The sequence below is a fragment of the Rhodococcus oxybenzonivorans genome, from assembly GCF_003130705.1.
GTDB classification, from domain to species: domain Bacteria; phylum Actinomycetota; class Actinomycetes; order Mycobacteriales; family Mycobacteriaceae; genus Rhodococcus_F; species Rhodococcus_F oxybenzonivorans.
Genome location: NZ_CP021354.1, coordinates 3,772,657 through 3,794,625, shown reverse-complemented (window position 1 = coordinate 3,794,625; position 21,969 = coordinate 3,772,657). Strand labels below are relative to the sequence as shown.

22 protein-coding genes are annotated in these 21,969 nt (G+C 66.5%); 16 read left to right on the top strand and 6 right to left on the bottom strand.

Translation table 11 applies throughout. The features are described from left to right. Nucleotides 1–85: 85 nt before the first annotated feature. The 4 genes from CBI38_RS17850 to CBI38_RS17835 all read left to right on the top strand — a co-directional run bounded on the left by CBI38_RS17850 (nucleotide 86) and on the right by CBI38_RS17835 (nucleotide 5,600). The gene (locus tag CBI38_RS17850) at nucleotides 86–1,831 is read left to right on the top strand and encodes a proline--tRNA ligase (protein WP_109330853.1); all 1,746 of its coding nucleotides are present in this window, start codon (nucleotides 86–88) and stop codon (nucleotides 1,829–1,831) included. A gap of 68 nt (nucleotides 1,832–1,899) precedes the next feature. Beyond that, on the top strand, nucleotides 1,900–3,627 hold the full coding sequence (locus CBI38_RS17845; RefSeq protein WP_109330851.1) for an acyl-CoA dehydrogenase family protein: 1,728 nt from the start codon (nucleotides 1,900–1,902) through the stop codon (nucleotides 3,625–3,627). Nucleotides 3,628–3,961: 334 nt separating this feature from the next. Continuing rightward, complete coding sequence (locus tag CBI38_RS17840; RefSeq protein WP_109330849.1) at nucleotides 3,962–4,423, top strand: Hsp20/alpha crystallin family protein; 462 nt, start codon at nucleotides 3,962–3,964, stop codon at nucleotides 4,421–4,423. Nucleotides 4,424–4,637: 214 nt separating this feature from the next. Continuing rightward, the gene (locus tag CBI38_RS17835; protein ID WP_109330847.1) at nucleotides 4,638–5,600 is read left to right on the top strand and encodes an alpha/beta fold hydrolase; all 963 of its coding nucleotides are present in this window, start codon (nucleotides 4,638–4,640) and stop codon (nucleotides 5,598–5,600) included. On the opposite strand, the gene CBI38_RS17830 is transcribed toward CBI38_RS17835, so the two are convergent. From CBI38_RS17830 to CBI38_RS17810, 5 genes are all read right to left on the bottom strand, one after another. Continuing rightward, the gene (locus tag CBI38_RS17830) at nucleotides 5,601–6,221 is read right to left on the bottom strand and encodes an FHA domain-containing protein (RefSeq protein ID WP_109330845.1); all 621 of its coding nucleotides are present in this window, start codon (nucleotides 6,219–6,221) and stop codon (nucleotides 5,601–5,603) included. A gap of 105 nt (nucleotides 6,222–6,326) precedes the next feature. Further along, nucleotides 6,327–7,154 carry an SDR family NAD(P)-dependent oxidoreductase gene (locus tag CBI38_RS17825; RefSeq protein ID WP_109330843.1) on the bottom strand — a complete coding sequence of 276 codons (828 nt, stop codon included), beginning with the start codon at nucleotides 7,152–7,154 and terminating at the stop codon, nucleotides 6,327–6,329. Next, on the bottom strand, nucleotides 7,151–7,636 hold the full coding sequence (locus tag CBI38_RS17820) for a nuclear transport factor 2 family protein (RefSeq protein ID WP_109330841.1): 486 nt from the start codon (nucleotides 7,634–7,636) through the stop codon (nucleotides 7,151–7,153). The genes CBI38_RS17825 and CBI38_RS17820 overlap by 4 nt, the downstream gene beginning before the upstream one ends. A 114-nt stretch (nucleotides 7,637–7,750) precedes the next feature. Further along, nucleotides 7,751–8,194 carry a ferritin-like domain-containing protein gene (locus CBI38_RS17815; RefSeq protein ID WP_109330839.1) on the bottom strand — a complete coding sequence of 148 codons (444 nt, stop codon included), beginning with the start codon at nucleotides 8,192–8,194 and terminating at the stop codon, nucleotides 7,751–7,753. Beyond that, a complete protein-coding gene (locus tag CBI38_RS17810) occupies nucleotides 8,191–8,724 on the bottom strand; it encodes a hypothetical protein (protein ID WP_109330837.1) in 534 nt (177 codons plus the stop codon). Before CBI38_RS17810 ends, CBI38_RS17815 begins: the two co-directional genes overlap by 4 nt. Before the next feature lie 207 nt (nucleotides 8,725–8,931). On the opposite strand from CBI38_RS17810, the gene rimP reads away from it, so the two are divergent. From rimP to truB, 11 genes are all read left to right on the top strand, one after another. After that, nucleotides 8,932–9,504 carry a ribosome maturation factor RimP gene (rimP, locus tag CBI38_RS17805; RefSeq protein WP_109330835.1) on the top strand — a complete coding sequence of 191 codons (573 nt, stop codon included), beginning with the start codon at nucleotides 8,932–8,934 and terminating at the stop codon, nucleotides 9,502–9,504. Beyond that, nucleotides 9,501–10,532, top strand: a complete 1,032-nt coding sequence (gene nusA / locus CBI38_RS17800) for a transcription termination factor NusA (protein ID WP_109330833.1) — start codon at nucleotides 9,501–9,503, stop codon at nucleotides 10,530–10,532. The genes rimP and nusA overlap by 4 nt, the downstream gene beginning before the upstream one ends. A 44-nt stretch (nucleotides 10,533–10,576) precedes the next feature. After that, nucleotides 10,577–10,930: a YlxR family protein gene (locus CBI38_RS17795; RefSeq protein ID WP_109330831.1), complete on the top strand. Its 354-nt coding sequence runs from the start codon at nucleotides 10,577–10,579 to the stop codon at nucleotides 10,928–10,930. Between the two features lie 105 nt (nucleotides 10,931–11,035). After that, on the top strand, nucleotides 11,036–14,035 hold the full coding sequence (infB, locus tag CBI38_RS17790) for a translation initiation factor IF-2 (RefSeq protein ID WP_109330829.1): 3,000 nt from the start codon (nucleotides 11,036–11,038) through the stop codon (nucleotides 14,033–14,035). Nucleotides 14,036–14,137: 102 nt separating this feature from the next. Next, on the top strand, nucleotides 14,138–14,428 hold the full coding sequence (locus CBI38_RS17785; RefSeq protein WP_109330827.1) for a DUF503 domain-containing protein: 291 nt from the start codon (nucleotides 14,138–14,140) through the stop codon (nucleotides 14,426–14,428). Nucleotides 14,429–14,543: 115 nt separating this feature from the next. Further along, on the top strand, nucleotides 14,544–15,032 hold the full coding sequence (gene rbfA / locus CBI38_RS17780) for a 30S ribosome-binding factor RbfA (protein ID WP_109330825.1): 489 nt from the start codon (nucleotides 14,544–14,546) through the stop codon (nucleotides 15,030–15,032). A 10-nt stretch (nucleotides 15,033–15,042) separates the two neighbouring features. After that, nucleotides 15,043–16,044, top strand: a complete 1,002-nt coding sequence (locus CBI38_RS17775; protein ID WP_109335171.1) for a DHH family phosphoesterase — start codon at nucleotides 15,043–15,045, stop codon at nucleotides 16,042–16,044. Between the two features lie 12 nt (nucleotides 16,045–16,056). Further along, a complete protein-coding gene (locus CBI38_RS17770; protein ID WP_418328266.1) occupies nucleotides 16,057–17,439 on the top strand; it encodes an MATE family efflux transporter in 1,383 nt (460 codons plus the stop codon). Nucleotides 17,440–17,508: 69 nt separating this feature from the next. After that, entirely contained in the window at nucleotides 17,509–18,438 is a 930-nt protein-coding gene (locus CBI38_RS17765; RefSeq protein ID WP_109335170.1) for a metallophosphoesterase family protein, read from the top strand. After that, entirely contained in the window at nucleotides 18,435–19,088 is a 654-nt protein-coding gene (gene npt / locus CBI38_RS17760; protein ID WP_109330821.1) for a 4'-phosphopantetheinyl transferase Npt, read from the top strand. The genes CBI38_RS17765 and npt overlap by 4 nt, the downstream gene beginning before the upstream one ends. A 35-nt stretch (nucleotides 19,089–19,123) precedes the next feature. Further along, nucleotides 19,124–20,038: a tRNA pseudouridine(55) synthase TruB gene (gene truB, locus CBI38_RS17755; RefSeq protein ID WP_109335169.1), complete on the top strand. Its 915-nt coding sequence runs from the start codon at nucleotides 19,124–19,126 to the stop codon at nucleotides 20,036–20,038. Nucleotide 20,039: 1 nt separating this feature from the next. Here the strand turns inward: truB and CBI38_RS17750 are convergent, their stop codons facing one another. Further along, entirely contained in the window at nucleotides 20,040–20,753 is a 714-nt protein-coding gene (locus CBI38_RS17750; RefSeq protein WP_109330819.1) for a metal-dependent transcriptional regulator, read from the bottom strand. A 164-nt stretch (nucleotides 20,754–20,917) separates the two neighbouring features. Here CBI38_RS17750 and CBI38_RS17745 point away from each other — a divergent pair, with 164 nt between their 5' ends. Then, nucleotides 20,918–21,892 carry a bifunctional riboflavin kinase/FAD synthetase gene (locus CBI38_RS17745; RefSeq protein ID WP_204164766.1) on the top strand — a complete coding sequence of 325 codons (975 nt, stop codon included), beginning with the start codon at nucleotides 20,918–20,920 and terminating at the stop codon, nucleotides 21,890–21,892. The last annotated feature ends 77 nt before the right edge of the window (nucleotides 21,893–21,969 follow it).

Here is a 21,969-nt window from a genome sequence, read left to right as displayed (position 1 = left end):
GAGACCCTACCGATCGCCCCTTTCATCGATGCCGAAGCCGTGCCGACGCAGTGGTGCGGCTACCAGCGGACTATTCTGATGACCCGTGATTACCCGCCTCTCCCACCTGTTCCTCCGCACCTTGCGTGACGACCCCGCCGACGCCGAGGTCCCGAGCCACAAGCTGCTGGTCCGTGCCGGCTACGTACGGCGTATCGCTCCCGGTGTGTACTCGTGGCTGCCGTTGGGTTTGCGCGTGCTGCGTGAGGTCGAGCGGGTGGTGCGGGAAGAGATGAACGCGATCGGCGGCCAGGAGATTTCCCTGCCTGCGCTTCTGCCGCGCGAACCCTACGAGGCCTCCAACCGCTGGACCGAGTACGGCGACGGGCTCTTCCGCCTCAAGGACCGCAAGGGCGGCGACTATCTGCTGGGCCCCACTCACGAGGAGTTGTTCGCCCTCACCGTCAAGGGTGAGTACAACTCCTACAAAGATTTCCCGGTCACCCTCTACCAGGTGCAGACCAAATATCGCGACGAGGAGCGCCCCCGCGCCGGGATTCTCCGTGGTCGCGAATTCATCATGAAGGACTCGTACTCTTTCGACCTCACCGATGACGGTCTCATCGCCTCATATCAGGCCCACCGGGACGCCTACGAGAAGATCTTCACCCGTCTCGGTGTGAAGTATGTGATCGTGTCGGCCACTTCGGGCGCTATGGGCGGAAGTGCGTCCGAAGAATTCCTGGCGGAGAGCGAGATCGGCGAGGACACCTACGTCCGCTGCCTCGAGTCGGGCTACGCCGCCAACGTCGAAGCGGTCGAGACACTGGCGCCCGAGCCCATTCCCTTCGACGGGCTTCCTCCCGCGCAGGTGCACGACACGCCGGACACACCGACCATCGCGACGCTCGTCGACTGGGCCAACGGGGCCGACCTCGGCCGGACCGTGACGGCCGCCGACACGTTGAAGAACATCCTGGTCAAGACCCGGCAGCCCGGCGGCAAGTGGCAGTTGCTCGGAATCGGCATCCCCGGTGACCGGGAGATCGACGACAAGCGCCTCGGTGCGTCCTTGGAGCCGGCGGAGTTCGAGATGCTCACGGAGACCGATTTCGAGGCCAACCCGTTCCTCGTGAAGGGGTACATGGGACCGAAGGCTCTGCAGGAGAACGGTGTTCGCTACCTCGTGGACCCCCGGGTGGTGGACGGCACGAGCTGGATCACCGGCGCCGACGAGCAGGGTAAGCACGTGGTGGGTCTCGTCGCCGGCCGCGACTTCACCCCAGATGGCACCATCGAGGCGGCGGAGGTTCGAGACGGGGACCCGTCGCCGGACGGCGCCGGTGCCCTGGTGGCTGCCCGTGGCATCGAGATCGGCCACGTTTTCCAGCTCGGTCGCAAGTACACGGATGTGTTCTCCGTCGACGTTCTGGGCGAGAACGGCAAGCCGGTCCGGCCCACGATGGGCTCCTACGGTGTAGGCGTGTCCCGCCTCGTCGCCGTGATCGCGGAACAGCACCACGACGACAAGGGTTTGCGCTGGCCGGCGGAGGTGTCTCCCGCCGACGTGCACGTAGTGATCGCCAACAAGGACGACACCGCGCGTGAGGGCGCGGAGGGGCTCGCGGCACAACTCGACAAGGCCGGACTCGAGGTCATTCTCGACGACCGTAAGGCTTCGCCCGGCGTGAAGTTCAAGGACTCCGAGCTGCTCGGCGTGCCACTGGTCGTGGTGGTCGGGCGCGGCTGGGGTGAGGGAAAGGTGGAGGTCCGCGATCGCTTCACCGGCGAGAGCCGTGAGGTTGCCGCCGAGTCCGCGCTGAGCGAGATCGTGCAGACCGTCAGGGGCTGATCAAATCGCCGCGCGCCTTTCGTCTCGACTGTTAGCTTGGCCTGACACGTCCGGACGAAAGGCCCGCTGTGACGAACTCCCTGCTGTTCGAGCCGACTTCCTACGACCCCGAGCATTTCGACCCCGAGACGCGACGGCAACTGCGGTCGCTGATCGACTGGTTCGAAGCGCGGGGCAAGAAGAGGCTGCTCGAGGACGATCTCGGGGCGGTATGGCCGGCCGAATTCCTCGAGTTCGTGAAACGGGAGAAGCTGTTCGCGACCTTTCTGACTCCTGCCGAACTCGCGGACGGCAACCCGGACAAGCGCTGGGACGCCGCGCGCAACGCCGCGCTGAGCGAAATCTTCGGGTTCTACGGGCTGGCGTACTGGTACGCGTGGCAGGTGACAGTACTGGGGCTCGGTCCGATCTGGATGAGTGCGAACCGGGCGGCGAAGGAACGCGCCGCCCGACTCCTCGACGAGGGCGGGGTGCTGGGTTTCGGTCTGTCGGAGAAGGCACACGGCGCCGACGTCTACTCGACGGACATGCTTCTCACACCCTCTCCGGACCGGGACCTCGCCTTTACCGCGACCGGCGACAAGTACTACATCGGCAACGGCAACGTCGCCGGCATGGTGTCGGTGTTCGGGCGCCGCACCGACGTCGAGGGCAGCGACGGGTACGTCTTCTTCGTCGCCGACAGCAGGCATCCCGCCTACCACCTCGCGGGCAACGTGGTGCACGGGCAGATGTACGTCAGCACCTTCCGGCTCGAGGAGTATCCGGTGCGCGAGGAAGACATCCTGCACACCGGCGTGGCTGCGTTCGAGGCGGCGCTGAACACCGTCAATGTCGGGAAGTTCAATCTGTGCACCGGGTCGATCGGAATCTCCGAGCACGCGTTCTACGAGTCGATCACCCATGCCCACAACAGGGTCCTGTACGGCAACCCGGTCACCGACTTTCCGCATGTGCGCGGGAACTTCGTCGACGCCTACAGCCGGTTGATCGCGATGAAGCTGTTCAGTGCCCGCGCAGTCGACTATTTCCGCAGCGCGAGTCTCGACGATCGCCGGTACCTGCTGTTCAACCCGATGACGAAGGCCAAGGTCACCTCCGAAGGGGAGAAGGTGATCGCGCTACTGCACGACGTGATCGCGGCGAAAGGGTACGAGAAGAACACCTACTTCCGGGAGGCGGCTCAGCTGATCGGCACACTGCCGAAGCTCGAGGGCACCGTGCACGTCAACGTCGGACTCATTCTGAAGTTCATGCCGAGCTACCTGCTCAACCCCGCGGAGTACCCGGAGATCGGCACCCGGCTCGACGCCGTCGACGACACCTTCTTCTGGGCTCAGGGCCCGACCCGCGGCGCGGGCAAGATCCGGTTCCACGATTGGACGAAGGCATACGAGGCGCACTCGGACATTCCCAACGTTGCCCGGTTCTACGAGCAGGCAACGGCGTTGCGGGAACTGCTCACCACCGCTCCGCCCGATGCGGCGCAGCAGAAGGATCTCGATTTCCTCCTCGACCTCGGTCACCTGTTCTCGCTCGTCGTCTACGGGCAGCTGATCCTCGAGCAGGCGGACATCCTTCACCTGGATCGCGAACTGATCGACCAGATCTTCCATTTCCAGATTCGGGACTTCTCCGGCTACGCCGTTGCGCTGCACGGAAAGTCGTCCGCGACCGAAGGGCAGCAGAAGTGGGCGCTCGGTGCGATCCGGCGTCCGGTCGTGGACGCGGAGCGATTCTCGCGAGTGTGGACGCAGGTGGAGAGTTACGACGGCGCCTACGAGATGAGCCCGTAGGGGTTGGTCCGGCCTTCGACGGTCGGTGGTGGCGACGTCGGTCGTGCGGCAGGGGTGCGGGAATGGCCATCCCAGGGTGGCTGGCCTCGGTGGTGTAGGCAGTGCATTCTGGTGTGGCAGAGACACTCGCCGATATTCACGTGGAATGCCGCAGACGCGGGTTGCGCTCGGCGGGTGCCGTTTTCGCGGTGGACCGGCACCAGCGGGTGCCGATTTTCCGCACAGATTCATGCTGGCACTCTCGGGTGACGAGTGCTAAATTTTCAAGTGCGCAGTGATGGTGGATGTCCGCCGCGGTGGCGGGCACCGTTGGAGACGTGGGAGGTGTGTTGCTGTGCTTCGCTTCGACCCCTTCAGTGATCTCGAATCCATGACGAAGAGCATGCTCGGCTCTCCGGTCGGTTCCGCCCGGGTGCCGCGATTCATGCCGATGGATCTGTACAAGGTCGACGACCACTATGTTCTGCACGCCGACCTGCCCGGTGTCGATCCGGGATCGGTCGACGTCAGTGTCGACAACGGGACGCTCACGCTGACGGCTCATCGGAGCGCTCAATCCGAGGAGAACGTGCAGTGGATCGCCTCGGAACGGTTCACCGGTACATTCCGGAGGCAGCTTTCGCTCGGCGAAGGTATCGACTCCGAAAAGATTTCGGCGTCGTACGAGAACGGGGTGCTGAGTGTGACCATCCCGGTCGCCGAACGGGCGAAGCCGCGCCGGATCGAAGTATCCAGCCTCGGTGCCGGTGAGCATCGGACGATCGAAGCCGGTCCCGCGGGTGGTGACTCGAGCTGATCGAGCGGCGTGGACGATTGTCCCGGAAGCCCCCTCTCCGAGGGGGCTTCGCCACGTCGTCATCCCCACCAAGGGTGTAAATGACGACACCTTCAGGGGGCGAGCGCCACCTCTGAGGGTGCTGGAGGGTTCGGTTGCCGGACGGCAAGGTGGACATCAGTCGAGGAGCGGTAACACTCCACCCGTCCCGAGCGAAGATACCGAGGAGGCCCTCATGTCGAACACCCCGGTTTCATCCGAGCACGATGGTCGCCGGCTCACGGTCCGGACCGAAGACGGGATTCCTCTTGCGGTGCGAGAGTTCGGGTCACCCGATGCGCCGACCACGGTGGTGTTCGTCCACGGGCATTGCCTCCGCACCGAATCCTGGTGGGCGCTGCGCAAGCAGTTGGTCCGCTTCTGGCGCAACGAGGTGCGCATGGTCTTCTACGATCATCGCGGGCACGGCGAGTCCGGAGAAGCCCCTGCGTCGACGTATACCATCGACCAACTCGGTCGCGATCTCGGTTCGGTGCTGAACGCGGTGGCGCCCCGGGGTCCGATCGTTCTCGTCGGACACTCGATGGGCGGAATGACCGCGTTGTCGTATGCGCGGCAGAATCCGCACACGATCGGTTCGCGGATCGTCGGGATGGCCCTGATATCGACCGCCGCATACGATCTCGCCGAGGCGGGCCTCGCCCGCCATCTGCGCAGTCCGGCAGTGTCGTTGCTTCGCAGCGCTGTCCGGCGGGCGCCGCGGGTCGTGCACGGATCGAAAAAGCTCGGCCGGACAGTCGGCACTGCACTGGCGAAAGCGGCGGAGGCACGTAACCGGCCCGTCGACCCGCGGCTCGCCGCTCTGGTGGCCGCCATGGTCAACACGACCTCCGTGGTGACGATGTCCAGCTTCCTCGAATCGCTGCTCGGCTTCGACGAGCGTGCCTCCCTCGCGGCTCTCGCGCATATCCCGTCGTTGGTCCTCTGCGGCTCGGTGGACATGCTCACACCGTTCCAGCACTCTGCTGCCATGGCGTCGCTGCTGCCCGCATCGCAATTGGTCAGTGTCGACGGGGCGGGACACTCCGTCATTCTCGAACGTGCGGCCGATGTGGCAGCCGCGATCATCGGGCTGGTCGAGCGGATTGCGCACACCGCGCCCGCCGCCTCCGGCCGTGAACTGATGGCGGTCGGCTGATCAGAGATCGCGTTCGTTGATGATGCCGCTGCGCATCGCCCGCTCCGCCAGGCGAACGCGCTTCTGATTCTGCGGCAGATCCCCGACCCCGAACTTTGCGAACAACGTCCTCAAGTGCGTCTTGATCGCATCGACGCTCAAGAAGAGCTCCTCGGCAATCTGTTGATTCGACGCCGGATTCGCGAAGGCGGCACCGTGCTTGTAGGGCCGGCACAACGCCGTGAGCACGCCGCGCTGCGTCTCCGTGAGAGACCGGACATCGGGCATGTCGGTGCCCATTTGGGTTGCCTCGTCGGGTCCGCCGCCGAACTCTTGATAGCGGATGCGGGTGGCACCGATGCGGATGCTGTCGCCCTGCCGTAGTCGCCGCCGTCCGGCGAGGCGTTCGCCGTTGACGAAGGTGCCGTTACGGGACAGTCCGTCGTCGAGAATGGTCCAGTGCGAGCCCACGCATTCGACCACGGCGTGGAGTCGTGACACCTCATCGTCTTCGGTGAGGGGGAGGTCGGAACCCGGCGATCGTCCGATGGTGACGCGCGGCGATTCGAGGGAGAGGTCCACGGTGTGGTGGTGACCTTCCCGATCGGAATAGCTCAGACGAGATTCAGTGTCTCGGTCCACGGCGACAACCCTTCGGCACGTTCCTATCCTGCCCCGCCGCGGGTGTGCTGAGCAAGATCAAGTGCGGCGGGGTGCTTGCGGTGTCGCCGCATCGACAGCAGCGGGTCAGAAGACGGGCCCGCCGCCGAACGCCGCCCGGTGGGACGGCGGGGTGCGGCCGTTCGTGTCGGTGATTCCGTACTCGCGCGCGAGTTCCGCGGTCACGAAGGTGTGACCGCTGCGGTCGGGAAGGGACGGATCGTCGACGAGCCCGCAGATCACCTGACCGACGAACTGCGGTGACTCGGCGTCCGCGACAGGAAATCCCGCGATGCTGTCGACACCGCTGGCGAGGATCATCTCCGTCCGGACGATCCCCGGCCACAGGGACACCGTCCGCACGTCGTGCGGCGCCAGCTCGACGGCCATGTCACTGGCCATCTTGTCCAGCCCCGCCTTCGACATGCCGTAGAGGACGGAATGAAGGTGGCTCCGGGTGCCGAACGACGAGATGTTGGCGATCAGGCCGCGGCGCCGGGGAACCATCAGCCGGGCAGCCTCCACGGACGCAACGTAGTGGGCCCGCAATCCGACGCCGATGAGGGAGTCCCAGTCGTCGAGCGGACGCTCCCAGAAGGGAGTGCTGAATCCCCCGAACCCTCGCGGACTCGCCCACACGTTGTTGACCAGCAGGTCGAGCCGGCCACCCTGCTCGTCGGCGATGCGCCGGAACAGGGTCCGCACGTCGGCGTCGTTCCGGTGATCGCACGCAACGGCGACTCCGGTGCCGCCGGAGTCGGAGACCGTCTCGGCAGCGGCAACCAGTGGGCTGCCTTCCGGTGCGGGGCCCCGGCCGGTCAGGTACACCGTCCATCCCGCCGCGCCCAGAGCCGTGGCTACACCCTTGCCGACGCCGCGGCTCGCACCGGTGACCAAGGCAACGCGGGCGGTCACTGCACCACCACCGTGTCCGAAGTGAGCGGACGGGTTATCGACCATCTCACGCTGTAGTGGCACCGCGACATTCGCCATTCACCGTTCTCGACCCGATAGTCGTCGTCGTACTCGCCGGAGGACACCGTCTCCGTACCGTGGAGCAGATCGATCTGACGGAAGGCCAGCGTCCACGCGCCGGACGCCTCGGTCTCGCCGTGCAACTCGATGTGGGGATGAAAGCCGTGATGCATGTCGAGGATGACCGGCCGACCGTCCACTTCCCGTAGTGCAATGTCCGTGAACACCTGGGTGATGCGGTCAGCGTCGTCGAACCGGCCGAGGACGCCGAAGTCGATCGACGCGCCCGACGAGACGAAGCAGGCCCGGAACGCGTCCGGGTCCTTTCCGTCACAGGCGCGCCAGTACCGGTACTTCAGCGCCTTGATGGCCTCGACCCTCTCGAGATCGTCCAGACGCCGTTCCATCGAGCGATCGTCCACGCCGTCGTCCTCTCGTTCCACCAGTGGCCTGGCTGAGACGCTAGGCCGAGAACGAGCCGCGTGGGTGTGCGCATCCCGGTGGCCGGGAACCGGATCGTCGGGGCCTGTACGCGGTTACGGTTGGCCGGGGAAGACCGCTGTCGTGGGGTCTGTTCCGAGCGCGAGACGCCAGCCCGCTTCCCGGATCGCCGACTCCGTCAGCCCGGCGACACCCAGCGACCGCGTGTCCTCCGTCTCGCCGTGCTCGACGACAGCGCGCCAGGCGATGGCGGTATCGGCCTCTACTCGTGCGGCGAGCTGGGCCGCCGAGACAGGGTCGGTGACCGGGAACGGCAGGGTGTAACCCGCCTCGGCGGCCGGGGCCGTCAACTCTGCGGCCGTCAACGTGTCGACCAGGGCGTCGCGGCGTGCACGGTGGCCAGCGGCGCCGGCAGCCACCTGATCCGCACGAACCGGATTGGAGAATGCAGCAACCACCCCGTAGGCGAATACTGCGGCATGCTCGGCGGCGAGTGCGTCGGCGAGACTCCGCCCCTCGGACTCGGTAGGAGCGGTCACGACAGCACCACCGCCAGGTAGGTGGCGCACGCGGCGCTGATGGACGCCGACAGCCCGGCGCGGTAGCCACTCAGAGTCCGCGCCGAATCAGCTGCACTGCGCTGGGACTCGGCGAGTTCGGCGCGTAGCTGATCTAATGTCGGCGGGGGAACCGGCGCGGTCGGTGCTGCGGACGCGGACGGCGAGGTGGTTGGCGTCGTTCCGTCCGGATAAGTTCCTGCGGCTCGGGCTATTTCGGCATCCAACGCGTCTGCGTGCGCGGTGCGTTGGACGCGGACGAGGTCGAGCGCGGCGCTGCGGTCGGGGAGCAGTGCGATCGCGGCCGCAGCGCCTGCGGCATCACGCCGGGCCAGCTGCGACTGGGCGACGAGGGAATCGACCTCTGCCCGGTCGTTCGTGTCCTCGGTGCACCCCGCCAGTAGGGCGACACCGGTGGCGCCGACGGCGGAGACTGCTGCGAGCCGGAGAGCGGCGCGCCGGGACACGGCCGGGCCGAACGTCGGCGGTCGGGAGGCGGTGGGCGTGAGCACCGGTCCATGGTGCCAGGTCTGGTGGCGAAGCCGGGAATCGGCGAGCGGTGCTGGTCACGGAAGCCTCCGATCGGCGTTACTCTTAGATGCCCGAACCCGTCGGAACGGGTAGCGGTGCCGCGTGCGCCCAGCACGTAAAACGGCAGCCCCAGACTTCCGACGAACGACCCGCCCGACGAACGACAACTGAAACGAGGAGCTTTCCCGATGCCGGTTCCATCCAAGGAGAGGGTGACGGAGCTCATCTCCGACCTGGTGCACAGCCAGGGTTACGACTTGGAGGACGTTGCCGTCAACCTTGCGGGCAAGCACAGCGCGGTCCGGATCATGGTGGACAGCGACGCCGGGCTCGAGCTCGATGCCGTGGCGCGCCTGAGTCACACGATCTCGGAGGTCTTCGACTCGGTTCCCGACTTCGGGGAGACTCCGTACACGCTCGAGGTCACCTCTCCCGGTATCGACCGGCCGCTCACACACGAGCGGCACTGGCGCCGGGCCCGCGGCCGGAAGGTGCGCATCGACCTTCCGAACGAGACCGTCGTGGGCCGGATCGGTCGGTGGGACGACGACGCAGTCGAGGTGGTGATCGGGTCGCGGTCCGGGCCGGAGGTTCGCCGAGTACCCGTGTCGGACATCGAGAAAGCCATTGTGCAGGTGGAGTTTTCGAAGCCCGATCCGCGAGAGTTGGAGCTCGCAGGTGGAATACCCGAGGGTCGGGTGTCGCCGTCCGACTCCGATATATCGGAAGAGGAAGAAGTAGTAGAGGAGTTGGACAAGTGAATATCGACATTGCGGCGTTGCGCGCCATCGAGGCTGACAAAGGTATTTCGATCGAAACCGTCATCTCGACGATCCAGACGGCGCTGCTGACGGCCTATCGGCACACCGAGGGCCACAAGAATCATGCGCGGATCGACGTCGATACGAAAAGCGGCATCGTGCGCGTGATGGCGCACGACGTCGACGCGGACGGCAACATGGTCGGCGAGGAGTGGGACGACACCCCGGAGGGCTTCGGCCGCATCGCGGCGACCACCGCGCGTCAGGTCATCCTCCAGCGCCTGCGCGACGCCGAGCACGAGCGGAGCTTCGGTGAGTACTCCACCCACGAGGGTGAGATCGTCGGCGGTGTCATCCAGCGCGACACGCGGGCGAATTCCCGAGGCATGGTCGTCGTGCGGATCGGCAGCGAGGCCAACGGTGCCGAGGGGCTGATACCGCCCGCCGAGCAGGTTCCCGGCGAGACCTACGAGCACGGCGAGCGTCTCAAGTGCTACGTCGTGGGGGTGTCGCGGGGGCAGCGCGGACCACAGATCACCCTGTCCCGGACACATCCGAATCTCGTCCGGAAGTTGTTCGCGCTCGAGGTTCCGGAGATCGCGGACGGGTCGGTGGAGATCATCGCCGTGGCGCGGGAAGCGGGCCACCGGTCGAAGATCGCCGTCGCGTCGCGCGTCTCGGGACTCAACGCGAAGGGTGCGTGCATCGGCCCGATGGGCCAGCGCGTGCGGAACGTGATGAGTGAACTCGCCGGCGAGAAGATCGACATCATCGACTTTGACGAGGATCCCGCCCGGTTCGTCGGCAACGCGTTGTCGCCGTCGAAGGTGGTGTCCGTCACAGTGGTGGATCCGGATGCGCGCGCGGCGCGAGTCGTCGTCCCCGACTTCCAGCTGTCCCTCGCGATCGGCAAGGAAGGGCAGAATGCCCGTCTGGCTGCGCGCCTGACCGGTTGGCGGATCGACATCCGCAGCGATGCGGCGCCCACCCCGGAGTCGGCCGACGGACCCGCCGCGACCACTCGTTGAGCGTGGAATGCGGAGATCGGGGCGAGTCGGCGGTAGAGTGGTCAATGGTTCAGCATGAGCTCTCGGATTTCACGCGCGCCAGTGCCGGTTCGCCGGTACGGACATGCATTGGATGTCGAGAGCGCGCGCTGGCTCTCGATCTGCTCAGGGTCGTGGTAAGTGAGAGTGGGCCGCAAGGCCATATACTCGTTCCCGACCCACGACGTAGGCTTCCCGGGCGAGGTGCGTGGCTGCACCTCGATCAGGCTTGCCTGAGTCTCGCGGAGCGACGCCGAGCCTTCGGCAGAGCGCTGCGAGTCACCGGAAGTGTGGATACGTCAGAGATCGAACATTGGGTACGAGCAGAACGCACACGCAGAGCAGTACCTCTCGAACAGAACAGGCACAAGCACTCATGAGCACACCGTGAAGCACCAGCGATGATCGTCCATCGGAGATAACCCGAGGTCGTGCGGGCCCCTCTCAGGGGAGCCTCCTGCTCGACCTCATCAGTGAGGAGAGCAGTGGCAGGCAAGGCCCGCGTGCACGAGTTGGCTAAAGAACTCGGTGTCACAAGTAAAGAACTACTCGCAACGCTCAAGGAGCAGGGCGAGTTCGTGAAGTCGGCGTCCTCCACAGTGGAGGCGCCCGTTGCCCGACGTCTGCGGGAGTCGTTCCCGAAGTCTTCGTCGCCCGATTCAGCGGCACGCCCGGCGGCAAAGCCCGGCGCACCTGCGCCGAGCGCACCGTCGACGACGTCGGCCAAGCCGGGCGGACCCCGTCCCGGCCCCAAGCCGGCAGCTCCGGCTCCGGCAGCACCCGCACCGGCGGCCCCGGCTGCATCAGCTCCCGCAGCCACGCCCGCGGCGCAGGCTCCGGCCGCGCCCGCAGCAGCGGCTCCGGCAGCTCCCAGCAGCAGTGCACCTACAAGCAGTGCACCTACAAGCAGTGCACCGATCAGCAATGCGCCGAAGCCGGGTCGCCCGGCTCCGGCCGCGCCGGCACCCGCTGCGCCGTCGGCTCCGGCCGCCAGTGCGTCCGCAGCTCCGTCCACCGGCGCAAAGCCGGGTGGGCCGCGCCCGGGCCCCAAGCCTCCGCGTGTCGGTAACAACCCGTACTCGTCGGCTCCGGCCGAGCGCCCGGCGCCGCGTCCGGCTCCCGGCGCACCGCGTCCCGGTGCTCCTCGACCCGCTCCGGGCCAGGGCGGTCCTCGTCCGGCTCCGGGTCAGGGTGGACCTCGTCCGGCTCCGGGTCAGGGTGGACCTCGTCCGGCTCCGGGTCAGGGTGGACCTCGTCCGGCTCCGGGTCAGGGCGGACCTCGTCCGGCTCCCGGTCAGGGCGGTCCTCGACCGAGTCCCGGTTCGATGCCTCCGCGTCCGAACCCCGGCGCGATGCCGGCACGCTCGGCTCGTCCCGCACCCGGTGGTGGCCGTCCCGGCCGTCCCGGCGGCGCTCCCGGTGGGCGTCCCGGCGGTGCAGGCGGCGGCGGTGGCTACCGCGGTGGCGGTGCCCCCGGTGCCGGTGCCGGTGCTCCCGGTGGCGGCGCACCCGCAGGTGGTTTCCGCGGCCGTCCCGGTGGCGGTGGACGCCCCGGTCAGCGCGGTGCAGCAGCGGGCGCGTTCGGTCGCCCCGGTGGCGCCCCGCGTCGTGGTCGCAAGTCCAAGCGTCAGAAGCGCCAGGAATACGACTCCATGCAGGCGCCCGCCGTCGGTGGCGTGCGGTTGCCGCGTGGCAACGGCGAGACCATCCGCCTCGCCCGTGGTGCTTCGCTTTCGGACTTCGCGGAGAAGATCGACGCGAACCCGGCCGCCCTCGTGCAGGCACTGTTCAACCTCGGTGAGATGGTGACGGCTACCCAGTCCGTCAACGACGAGACCCTCGAGCTGCTCGGCGGCGAGATGAACTACGTCGTCCAGGTCGTCAGCCCGGAGGACGAGGACCGTGAGCTGCTCGACAGCTTCGACCTCACCTACGGTGAAGACGAAGGCGGCGAAGAGGACCTCATGTCCCGTCCGCCCGTGGTCACCGTCATGGGCCACGTCGACCACGGTAAGACCCGCCTGCTCGACACTATCCGTAAGGCCAATGTCCGTGAGGGCGAGGCCGGCGGTATCACGCAGCACATCGGTGCCTACCAGGTGCTCACCGAGCTCGACGGCAACGAGCGTCTCGTGACGTTCATCGACACCCCCGGTCACGAGGCCTTCACGGCCATGCGTGCTCGCGGTGCCAAGGCCACCGACCTCGCGATCCTGGTCGTCGCCGCCGACGACGGCGTCATGCCGCAGACGGTGGAAGCGATCAACCACGCCCAGGCGGCCGACGTGCCGATCGTGGTCGCGGTGAACAAGATCGACAAGGAAGGCGCGAACCCGGACAAGATCCGGCAGCAGCTCACCGAGTACGGGCTGGTGGCCGAGGAATACGGCGGAGACACCATGTTCGTCGACATCTCGGCGAAGCAGGGCACCAACATCGATGCACTGCTCGACGCCGTGCTGTTGACGGCGGACGCTGCCCTCGACCTGCGGGCCAACCCGGATATGGACGCACAGGGTGTCGCCATCGAGGCGCACCTCGACCGTGGACGCGGACCCGTCGCGACCGTGCTCATCCAGCGTGGAACGTTGCGGGTCGGTGACTCGATCGTCGCCGGCGACGCCTACGGCCGTGTGCGCCGGATGGTCGACGAGCACGGCGAGGACGTACTCGAGGCAATGCCCTCGCGTCCCGTGCAGGTGGTCGGTTTCACATCGGTCCCCGGTGCAGGCGACAACCTGCTCGTGGTCGACGAGGACCGCATCGCCCGTCAGATCGCCGACCGGCGCAATGCGCGTAAGCGCAACGCTCTGGCCGCGAAGAGCCGCAAGCGGATCAGCCTCGAGGACCTCGATTCGGCCCTCAAGGAGACGTCGCAGCTCAACCTCATCCTCAAGGGTGACAACTCCGGAACCGTGGAGGCCCTCGAGGAGGCGCTGCACGGCATCCAGATCGACGACGAGGTGCAGTTGCGCGTCATCGACCGTGGTGTCGGTGGCGTCACCGAGACGAACGTCAACCTGGCCGCTGCGTCGAACGCGATCATCATCGGGTTCAACGTCCGCGCCGAGGGCAAGGCGACCGAGTTGGCGAACCGCGAGGGCGTCGACATCCGGTACTACTCGGTGATCTACCAGGCAATCGACGAGGTCGAGAAGGCCCTCAAGGGCATGCTCAAGCCGATCTACGAAGAGGTCGAGCTGGGCAAGGCGGAGATCCGCGCGATGTTCCGCTCGTCCAAGGTCGGCAACATTGCCGGTTGCCTCGTCACCTCGGGTAGCATCCGTCGCAATGCAAAGGCCCGGCTGCTGCGTGACAACACGGTTGTCGCCGAGACCGTCACCATCTCTTCGCTGAAGCGGGAGAAGGACGACGTCGTCGAGGTACGCGAGGGTTACGAGTGCGGTTTGACGGTCACCTACACCGACATCAAGGTCGGTGACGTCATCGAGGCCTACGAGCTTCGGGAAAAGCCGCGTGACTGATCTCCCTTTTCGAGTGGGGTGACGTAGCAGCGTTATCCGACGTGCGCTTCTCCGGCCGACTGGTTCGGCCGGAGAAGCGCACGTCTCCCCGAAGGAGGAAAGTTGTACGTCGGTGCGCTCGAGCTCGACATCTTGCTCGGTGACGTGCGATCTCTGAAAGAGAAGCGTGCAATGGTCAAACCGGTTCTCGCGGAGCTGCGTCGCTACGGTGTGTCCGCCGCGGAAACCGGCGAACAAGATCGGTACCGCCGGTCGATGCTGGGCGTCACCATGGCGAGCTCGGCCGTCGATCACGTACACGAAGTGCTCGACACCTGCGAGCGGCATGTTGCAGATCTGCCGGAGCTGCAACTACTCGCCGTGCGGCGGAGAATTTTCGGGCCCGAGGACTGACTCGGTATGCCCTGCCCGGCGGGTCGTCACGACGCCCCGGCGTGCAGAATGAGAAAGACAGAGCAAAAGTAGGACCACAACTTATCGAGCGGCCAGGGAGAGGAGTCTGATTGTCATGGTGGATCCCGCCCGGGCACGCAAGCTCGCCAAGCGCATCGGCACCATTGTTGCGACGGCAATCGATCACGAAATCAAGGACCCCCGCCTGGCGTTCGTGACCATCACCGACACCAAGGTGACGGCCGACCTCCACGACGCGACCGTGTACTACACCGTGATGGGCGCCGACCTCGAGTCGGAACCTGATCTCGCTGCTGCGGCCGCAGGCCTGGAGAAGGCCAAGGGTGTTCTGCGCTCCAAGGTCGGTGCCGGCACCGGCGTGAGATTCACGCCGACGCTCACGTTCGTCGCGGACACCGTGCCGGACACCGCCCGTCATATGGAAGAACTCCTCGCCCGCGCTCGTGCCGCGGACGACGAGGTCGCCCGTGTCGCTGCCGCGGCGTCCCCGGCCGGAGACCCGGACCCGTACAAGGAGCCGCGAACCGAGGACTCGGACGACGTGGATGTCGACGAGCCGTCCGGTTCCCGCCAGGCGGACTGACGCCGACGACATGACCCACACTCAGGAGACGTCCCTGTCTGATCTCGACCGCCAAGAGGTGTATCTGCCGCAGGCGGTCGCCGTCCTCGAGAACGCGACGTCGGTGACGGTTCTGTGTCACGTTCAGCCCGATGCCGACACCATCGGCAGCGGCCTTGCGCTCGGGTTGGTACTCGAGCGCAAAGGTATCCCGGTGCAGGTGGCGTTCGCTGCTCCGGACGAACTGCCCGAGTCGATGCGCGAACTGCCCGGCACCCACCTGCTGGTGCCGGCGGATCAGGTGCATCGAAACGTCGATCTGCTGGTCACCGTCGACTGCGGCAGCGCAGGGCGGCTCGGCACGCTCGCGGGCCGCCTCCATGATGCGGCGGAGACGCTCGTCATCGACCACCATCGGTCCAACACCCGGTTCGGACGGATGAACCTCGTGGACGAGTCGGCGGAATCGACCACTGCAGTCCTGGCTCAGATGTTCGACCTGTGGGGCGTGGAGATCGACGCCGACCTCGCGCACTGCCTCTACGCCGGCCTCGTGACCGACACCGGTTCGTTCCGCTGGGTCCAGCCCGGCACCCACACCCTCGCCGAGCGGCTACTCGCGACCGGTATAGACGGTGCCCGGATCGCCAGGCGACTGCTCGACACCCATCCCTTCGGCTGGCTGCCGATGCTGTCCACAGTGCTGGGATCAGCCACATTCGTTCCCGGCGCCGCAGGCGGCCGTGGTCTGGTCTATGCCGTCATCCGACAGGCCGATGTGCGGGGTCTGCGCTCCGAAGAAATCGAAAGCGTCATCGATATCGTCCGCACCACCTCGGAGGCCGAGGTCGCCGCGGTCCTGAAAGAGGCCGCAGACGGCACCTGGTCGGTCTCACTGCGCTCCAAGTCCGACGTGGACGTCTCGCTCGTCGCCGGATACCTCGGCGGCGGCGGCCACCGGTTCGCGGCCGGGTACACCGCAGTCACCTCCGTCGACGAGATCGTGGCGTCACTCGTCGATTCGCTCGGCTGAGGTTCGGGTCAGTTGGCGGAAGTCTCGGAGAGCACGGGCGATGTAACGGCTGGGACGAAGGTTTCGGGCGATGTAGCTGCCCGCACGGTGTTCGGTCTTGCGCTCCCGGCACTGGGGGTGCTTGCCGCGGAACCGATCTATCTGCTGTTCGACATCGCTGTCGTCGGACGGCTCGGTGCGCTGGCACTCGCGGGTCTTGCGGTCGGCGGACTGATCCTGGCGCAGGTCAGCACCCAGCTGACGTTTCTGTCTTACGGGACCACGGCCCGCGCTTCGCGGATGCACGGTGCCGGCGACGAGCGTGGTGCCGTCCGCGAGGGGGTGCAGGCGACGTGGCTGGCGCTCATCATCGGCGTGACGGTGGTCGCGCTCGTTCAACTGCTGGCCGGTCCCGTGACTTCGGCGATCGCCGGTGGCTCCGACATCGCGCACGCGGCGGCGAGTTGGTTGCGCATCGCCGTGTTCGGCGCCCCGTTGATCCTGATCGCGATGGCCGGCAATGGCTGGATGCGCGGCATGCAGAACACCGTGCGGCCCTTACGGTTCGTGATCGCGGGCCTCGTCGTGTCGGCGATCGCGTGTCCGCTGCTCGTACACGGACTGTGGGGTATCCCGCGCCTCGGACTCGAGGGTTCGGCCGTGGCGAATGTGATCGGCCAGGCGGTGTCGGCCAGTCTCTTCGTCGGTGCGCTGGTATTCGAACGAGTGCCGCTGCGTCCGCAGTGGGGCGTGATGCGGGCTCAGATGATCCTCGGCCGGGACCTGATCCTCCGGAGTCTGGCGTTCCAGGCGTGTTTCCTCTCGGCAGCCGCAGTCGCATCACGGTTCGGGGCCGCAGCTGTCGCCGCACATCAGGTGGTCCTGCAGTTGTGGAATCTGGTCGCACTCACCCTGGATTCCCTCGCGATCGCCGCACAGGCCTTGGTGGGTGCCGCATTGGGCGCGGGGCACGCCCGCGGGGCCACCCGCCTGTCGTGGCGTATCACGCGGTGGTCCACGCTCTTCGCGTCGGCGTTGGCGCTCATGTTCGCGCTCGGTCACAGTGTCGTACCCCGCCTGTTCACCTCCGATACTGCGGTGCTGGACGACATGGCGGTGGTGTGGTGGTTCTTCGTTGCCATCATTCCCGTGGCCGGAGTGGTCTTCGCTCTCGACGGCGTGCTTCTCGGGGCGGGAGATGTCGTGTTTCTCCGGAATGCCACCCTGGCCTGTGCGTTGGTCGGCTTTCTGCCCTTGATCTGGCTGTCGATGCTCCGCGACTGGGGTCTGGTGGGAATCTGGACGGGGTTGACCGTGTTCATAGTGCTTCGGATGCTCGCGGTTGTCTGGCGCGTCGGCACCGGCCGCTGGGCGGTGACCGGTGCCGACCTTCAGGTCCGGCGCCCCGAGTCCTGACGCCGAGTGAAACGCGAACCGGTGCAACGAGCGATCGACAAGGAAACACGATCGGGAAGGGGAGTGGACGTGGCAGCCAAGTTGATGGCCGTGAGCGACACCCATGTCGGACACCGGGGAAATCGCCCGATCACCGAGGAGATCTACCCGGATTCCCCGGAGGACTGGCTGATCGTCGCGGGTGACGTCTCCGAGAAGACTGACGACATTCGCTGGGCCCTGAAGCTGCTTCGGAGCAGATTCGCCAAGGTCATCTGGGTGCCCGGCAATCACGAGCTGTGGACGACGGCCAAGGATCCGGTCCAGATGCACGGTGTCGCGCGCTACGACTACCTGGTCACGATGTGCCGCGAGATCGACGTCATCACTCCCGAGGATCCGTTCCCGGTGTGGGAGGCAGAGGACGGCCCGGTCACGCTGGTTCCGATGTTCCTTCTCTACGACTACACGTTTCTGCCCGCCGGAGCGGCCAACAAGGAGGAGGGCCTCGCGATCGCGCGGGAGAAGAACGTGGTGGCGACAGACGAGTTCCTGTTGTCGAGCGAGCCGTACGGCACCCGGGATGCGTGGTGCCGTCACCGCGTGGAGACGACGAAGGAGCGCCTCGATGCGCTGCCCGCCGGCACCCGGACAGTGCTGATCAACCACTTTCCCCTCGTGCGTGAGCCGACCCAGGTGCTGTGGTACCCGGAATTCTCGTTGTGGTGCGGCACCGAGATGACGGCGGACTGGCATACCCGGTACAACGCTGTCTGTGCGGTGTACGGGCACTTGCACATTCCGCGTACCACCTACTACGACGGCGTGCGGTTCGAAGAGGTCTCTCTCGGCTATCCGAGGGAGTGGCAGCGGCGTGGCCTTCCGGAGAAACTGCTCCGCCAGATCATGCCGGTGCCGGAGTATCCGCCGGGGACGCTCAACAAGTGGGGCGGTCATTTCAAGGTGACTCCCGAGCAGGAGGCGGAAGTGGAGAAGATGCGGGCGAGGGGGACTTTGTGATCGAGAGGATCCTGCCCTCTGGTGTGGCGTCTGCCGAACTCTTCGAAGACCCGCCGGGTTTGCGTCCGCATCCGCAGGAGGAGGCGCTGATCGGGCGGGCGGTGGAGAAACGTCGCCGCGAATTCACGAGCGCCCGGCATTGCGCGCGACTGGCCATGGCGAAGCTGGGTGTGGACCCTGCCCCGATTCTCCGGGGAGAGAAAGGCGCGCCGGTGTGGCCTCGCGGCGTCGTCGGAAGTCTGACGCACTGTGACGGCTACCGCGGCGCTGTGCTCGGGTACGCGATGCAGGTGCGGTCCGTCGGAATCGACGCCGAGCCGCACGAGGCTCTGCCCGAGGGTGTGCTCGACGCGGTGAGCCTCGAAGTGGAACGGAAGTGGCTGTCGGGGACGGACGACTCGGTGCACTGGGACCGGCTGCTGTTCTGTGCCAAGGAGGCGACGTACAAGGCATGGTTCCCGCTCACCGGGAGATGGCTGGGTTTCGAGGACGCACACATCACCTTCGAGGCCGCGGACGGCGGCACGGGCACCTTTCATTCAAATCTGCTCATCTCGGGGGAGACCCTCGACGGGCCGCCGCTGGCGTCGTTCGACGGACGCTGGATGGTGTCGGACGGCCTCATCATCACGACAATTGCGGTGCAGTGAGAGTGCCGATTGCCGGGCTGGCAGAATCGGAACACGTGCCTGCGCGTGAAAAGCCTTCGTCCGGTCTCGTCGGTGCCGGTCTGCTCATCGTCGACAAAGACGCCGGGATCACCAGCCACGATGTCGTTGCGCGGTGCCGCAAGCTCCTCGGTACCCGGAAGGTCGGGCATGCGGGCACTTTGGATCCCATGGCGACGGGCGTCCTCGTCCTCGGCGTGGAGCGGGCCACGAAGATGCTCGGGCTTCTGGCGTTGACCACGAAGGCGTACACCGCGACTATTCGGTTGGGGCAGTCGACCGCCACCGACGACGCCGAGGGCGAGACTCTGGCGTCGGCCGATGCTTCTGCTGTGCGAGACGAGGAGATCGCCGCGCACGTGGCGCTCCTCACGGGCGAGATTTCGCAAGTTCCTGCGAGCGTCAGTGCCATCAAGGTCGACGGGCAACGCGCCCATGCCCGGATTCGTGCGGGCGAGGAAGTGGAACTGGCGGCGCGCTCGGTGACGGTGTCCCGCTTCGACGTGGTCGCGCGACGCGACGAGGGCACGTTCGTCGATCTGGATGTCGAGGTGGAATGTTCGTCCGGCACCTACATTCGTTCTCTCGCCCGCGATCTCGGCGCCGCGCTCGGGGTGGGCGGTCATCTGACAAGGTTGCGGCGAACGCGAGTCGGGCCCTTCACACTGGACCATGCCCGCACCCTCGAACAGTTGGCCGAGGAGCCGGCGGTCAGCCTCGACATCGACGCGGCAGCGCAGACCGCGTTCCCGCATCGACTCGTCGATGCTGCGGAGGCCGAGTCGATCAGTCAGGGCCGGTGGCTCGAGCCGATCGGAATCAAGGGTGTGTACGCCGCCATCGACCCGGGCGGCTCCACCATCGCACTGCTGCAGGAGCGCGGCAAGCGTGCCAGTTCGGTGATGGTCGTTCGTCCGGCGACGCTGAGATAGCTCACACCAGCCAGATGGCCTGGGCCGCCGGGTTGCCCAGTTCGACGGAGTCCGGACCGGCGTCGAGCCGCACCGACACCGTCCCCGCGTAGTCGCGTCGCTCGAGCACTGTCACTTCGACATCCAGTGCTACTCCAACCGAATCGAAATAGCGCAGCATGGCCGGGTCCGAGTCGGAGATCCGCGCGATCCGGCCGCTTTCGCCGTTCGCGAAGTGACTCAGCTGGCGGGCCGGGGGTGTCGGAACCGAACCGTCGACCGAGGGGATGGGGTCACCGTGGGGATCCCGCTCCGGGTGTCCCAGCTTGGCGTCCATCCGGTTGATCATGAGGTCGGACACGGCGTGCTCGAGTATTTCCGCTTCGTCGTGGACTTCGTCCCAGCCGTACCCCAGTTCGCGCACCAGATACGTTTCGATGAGCCGGTGGCGGCGGACCATTCCGATGGCGGCCACCCTGCCCGCCTCGGTGAGTGCGATGGAACCGTAGCGGGCGTGATCGACCAGCCCCTGATCGGACAGCTTCCTGATGGCCTCCGACACGGTGGACGCCGACACGCCGATCTTCTCGGACAACAACTTGGTGGACACCCGCTCCTGCGACCACTCCCCGGTCGTCCAGATGACCTTGAGGTAGTCCTGCGCCACAGCCGACAAGGAGCCGGTCTCCGATGCCGTGTCCTCGGTCGCGATCTGGTCATTTTTGTTTCCGGCCACGCCCCGAGCTTAGGCAAGTCTTACCGGACAGACACATCGACACACCTCGAAGGGGGACTCGCGGGGGAAGAACGGCGAGGTGACGGCACGTCCGCCTACACGATCCCGGAGGACCGGCCGGTCCGGAGATGAACATCGGCGCGCCGCACCGTAGGCTGCCAGTCGTGCTGAGATGGCGTGGTCTCGACGAGGTTCCTGCCGACTGGGGTCGTTGTGTACTCACGATCGGCGTATTCGATGGCGTGCACCGAGGTCACGCCCAACTGATCAGCCGGGCGGTATCGGCTGCACGCAAGCGTGGAATACCCAGCGTGCTCATGACTTTCGACCCACATCCCATGGAAGTGGTTCGCCCGGGCAGTCATCCCGCCCAGTTGACGACGCTGGCCCGCCGCGCCGAACTCGCGGAAGACCTCGGGATCGACGTGTTCTGCGTCATGCCGTTCACCGCCGAATTCATGAAGCTGACGCCGGAGCGGTATGCCCACGAAATTCTCGTGGAGCGTCTGCACGTGGCCGAGGTCGTCGTCGGTGAGAACTTCACCTTCGGCAAGAAGGCCGCCGGCAACGTCGACCTGCTGCGTCAGATCGGCGACCGGTTCGGGTTCGCGGTCGACGGCGTCACGCTGCTCGCCGAGCACGCCGTCACCTTCTCCTCCACCTACATCCGTTCGTGCGTGGATGCCGGTGACATGGCCGCCGCGACGGAGGCCCTGGGCAGGCCCCACCGGGTAGAGGGGGTAGTCGTCCACGGGGACGGTCGCGGGCGTCAGCTCGGTTATCCGACGGCCAATGTCGCGCCTCCGATGTACGCAGCCATCCCCGCGGACGGGGTCTACGCGGCCTGGTTCACCGTGCTCGGGCACGGCGTCGATCTGGGTACGGTCACCTCGGGGGAGCGCTACATGGCGGCCGTGTCGATCGGCACCAACCCCACGTTCTCGGGCCGCACCCGCACGGTGGAGGCCTTCGTTCTCGATCGTGAGGCCGACCTCTACGGCCAGCACGTCGCCGTCGACCTGGTCGAGCGGTTGCGCGGGATGGAAAAATTCGACTCCGTCGACGATTTGATCGTCGCGATGGGGCGCGACGCGGAGCGGTCGCGCGAAATCCTGTCCGCCTCGGGCGGCGCAACGTAATCGAGCCGCATTTCAGCTGGTAAAGTAGTCCGCTGGCGTGCGCTGCGGTTCGCGGTGGCCGCGTCGAATATCGATCC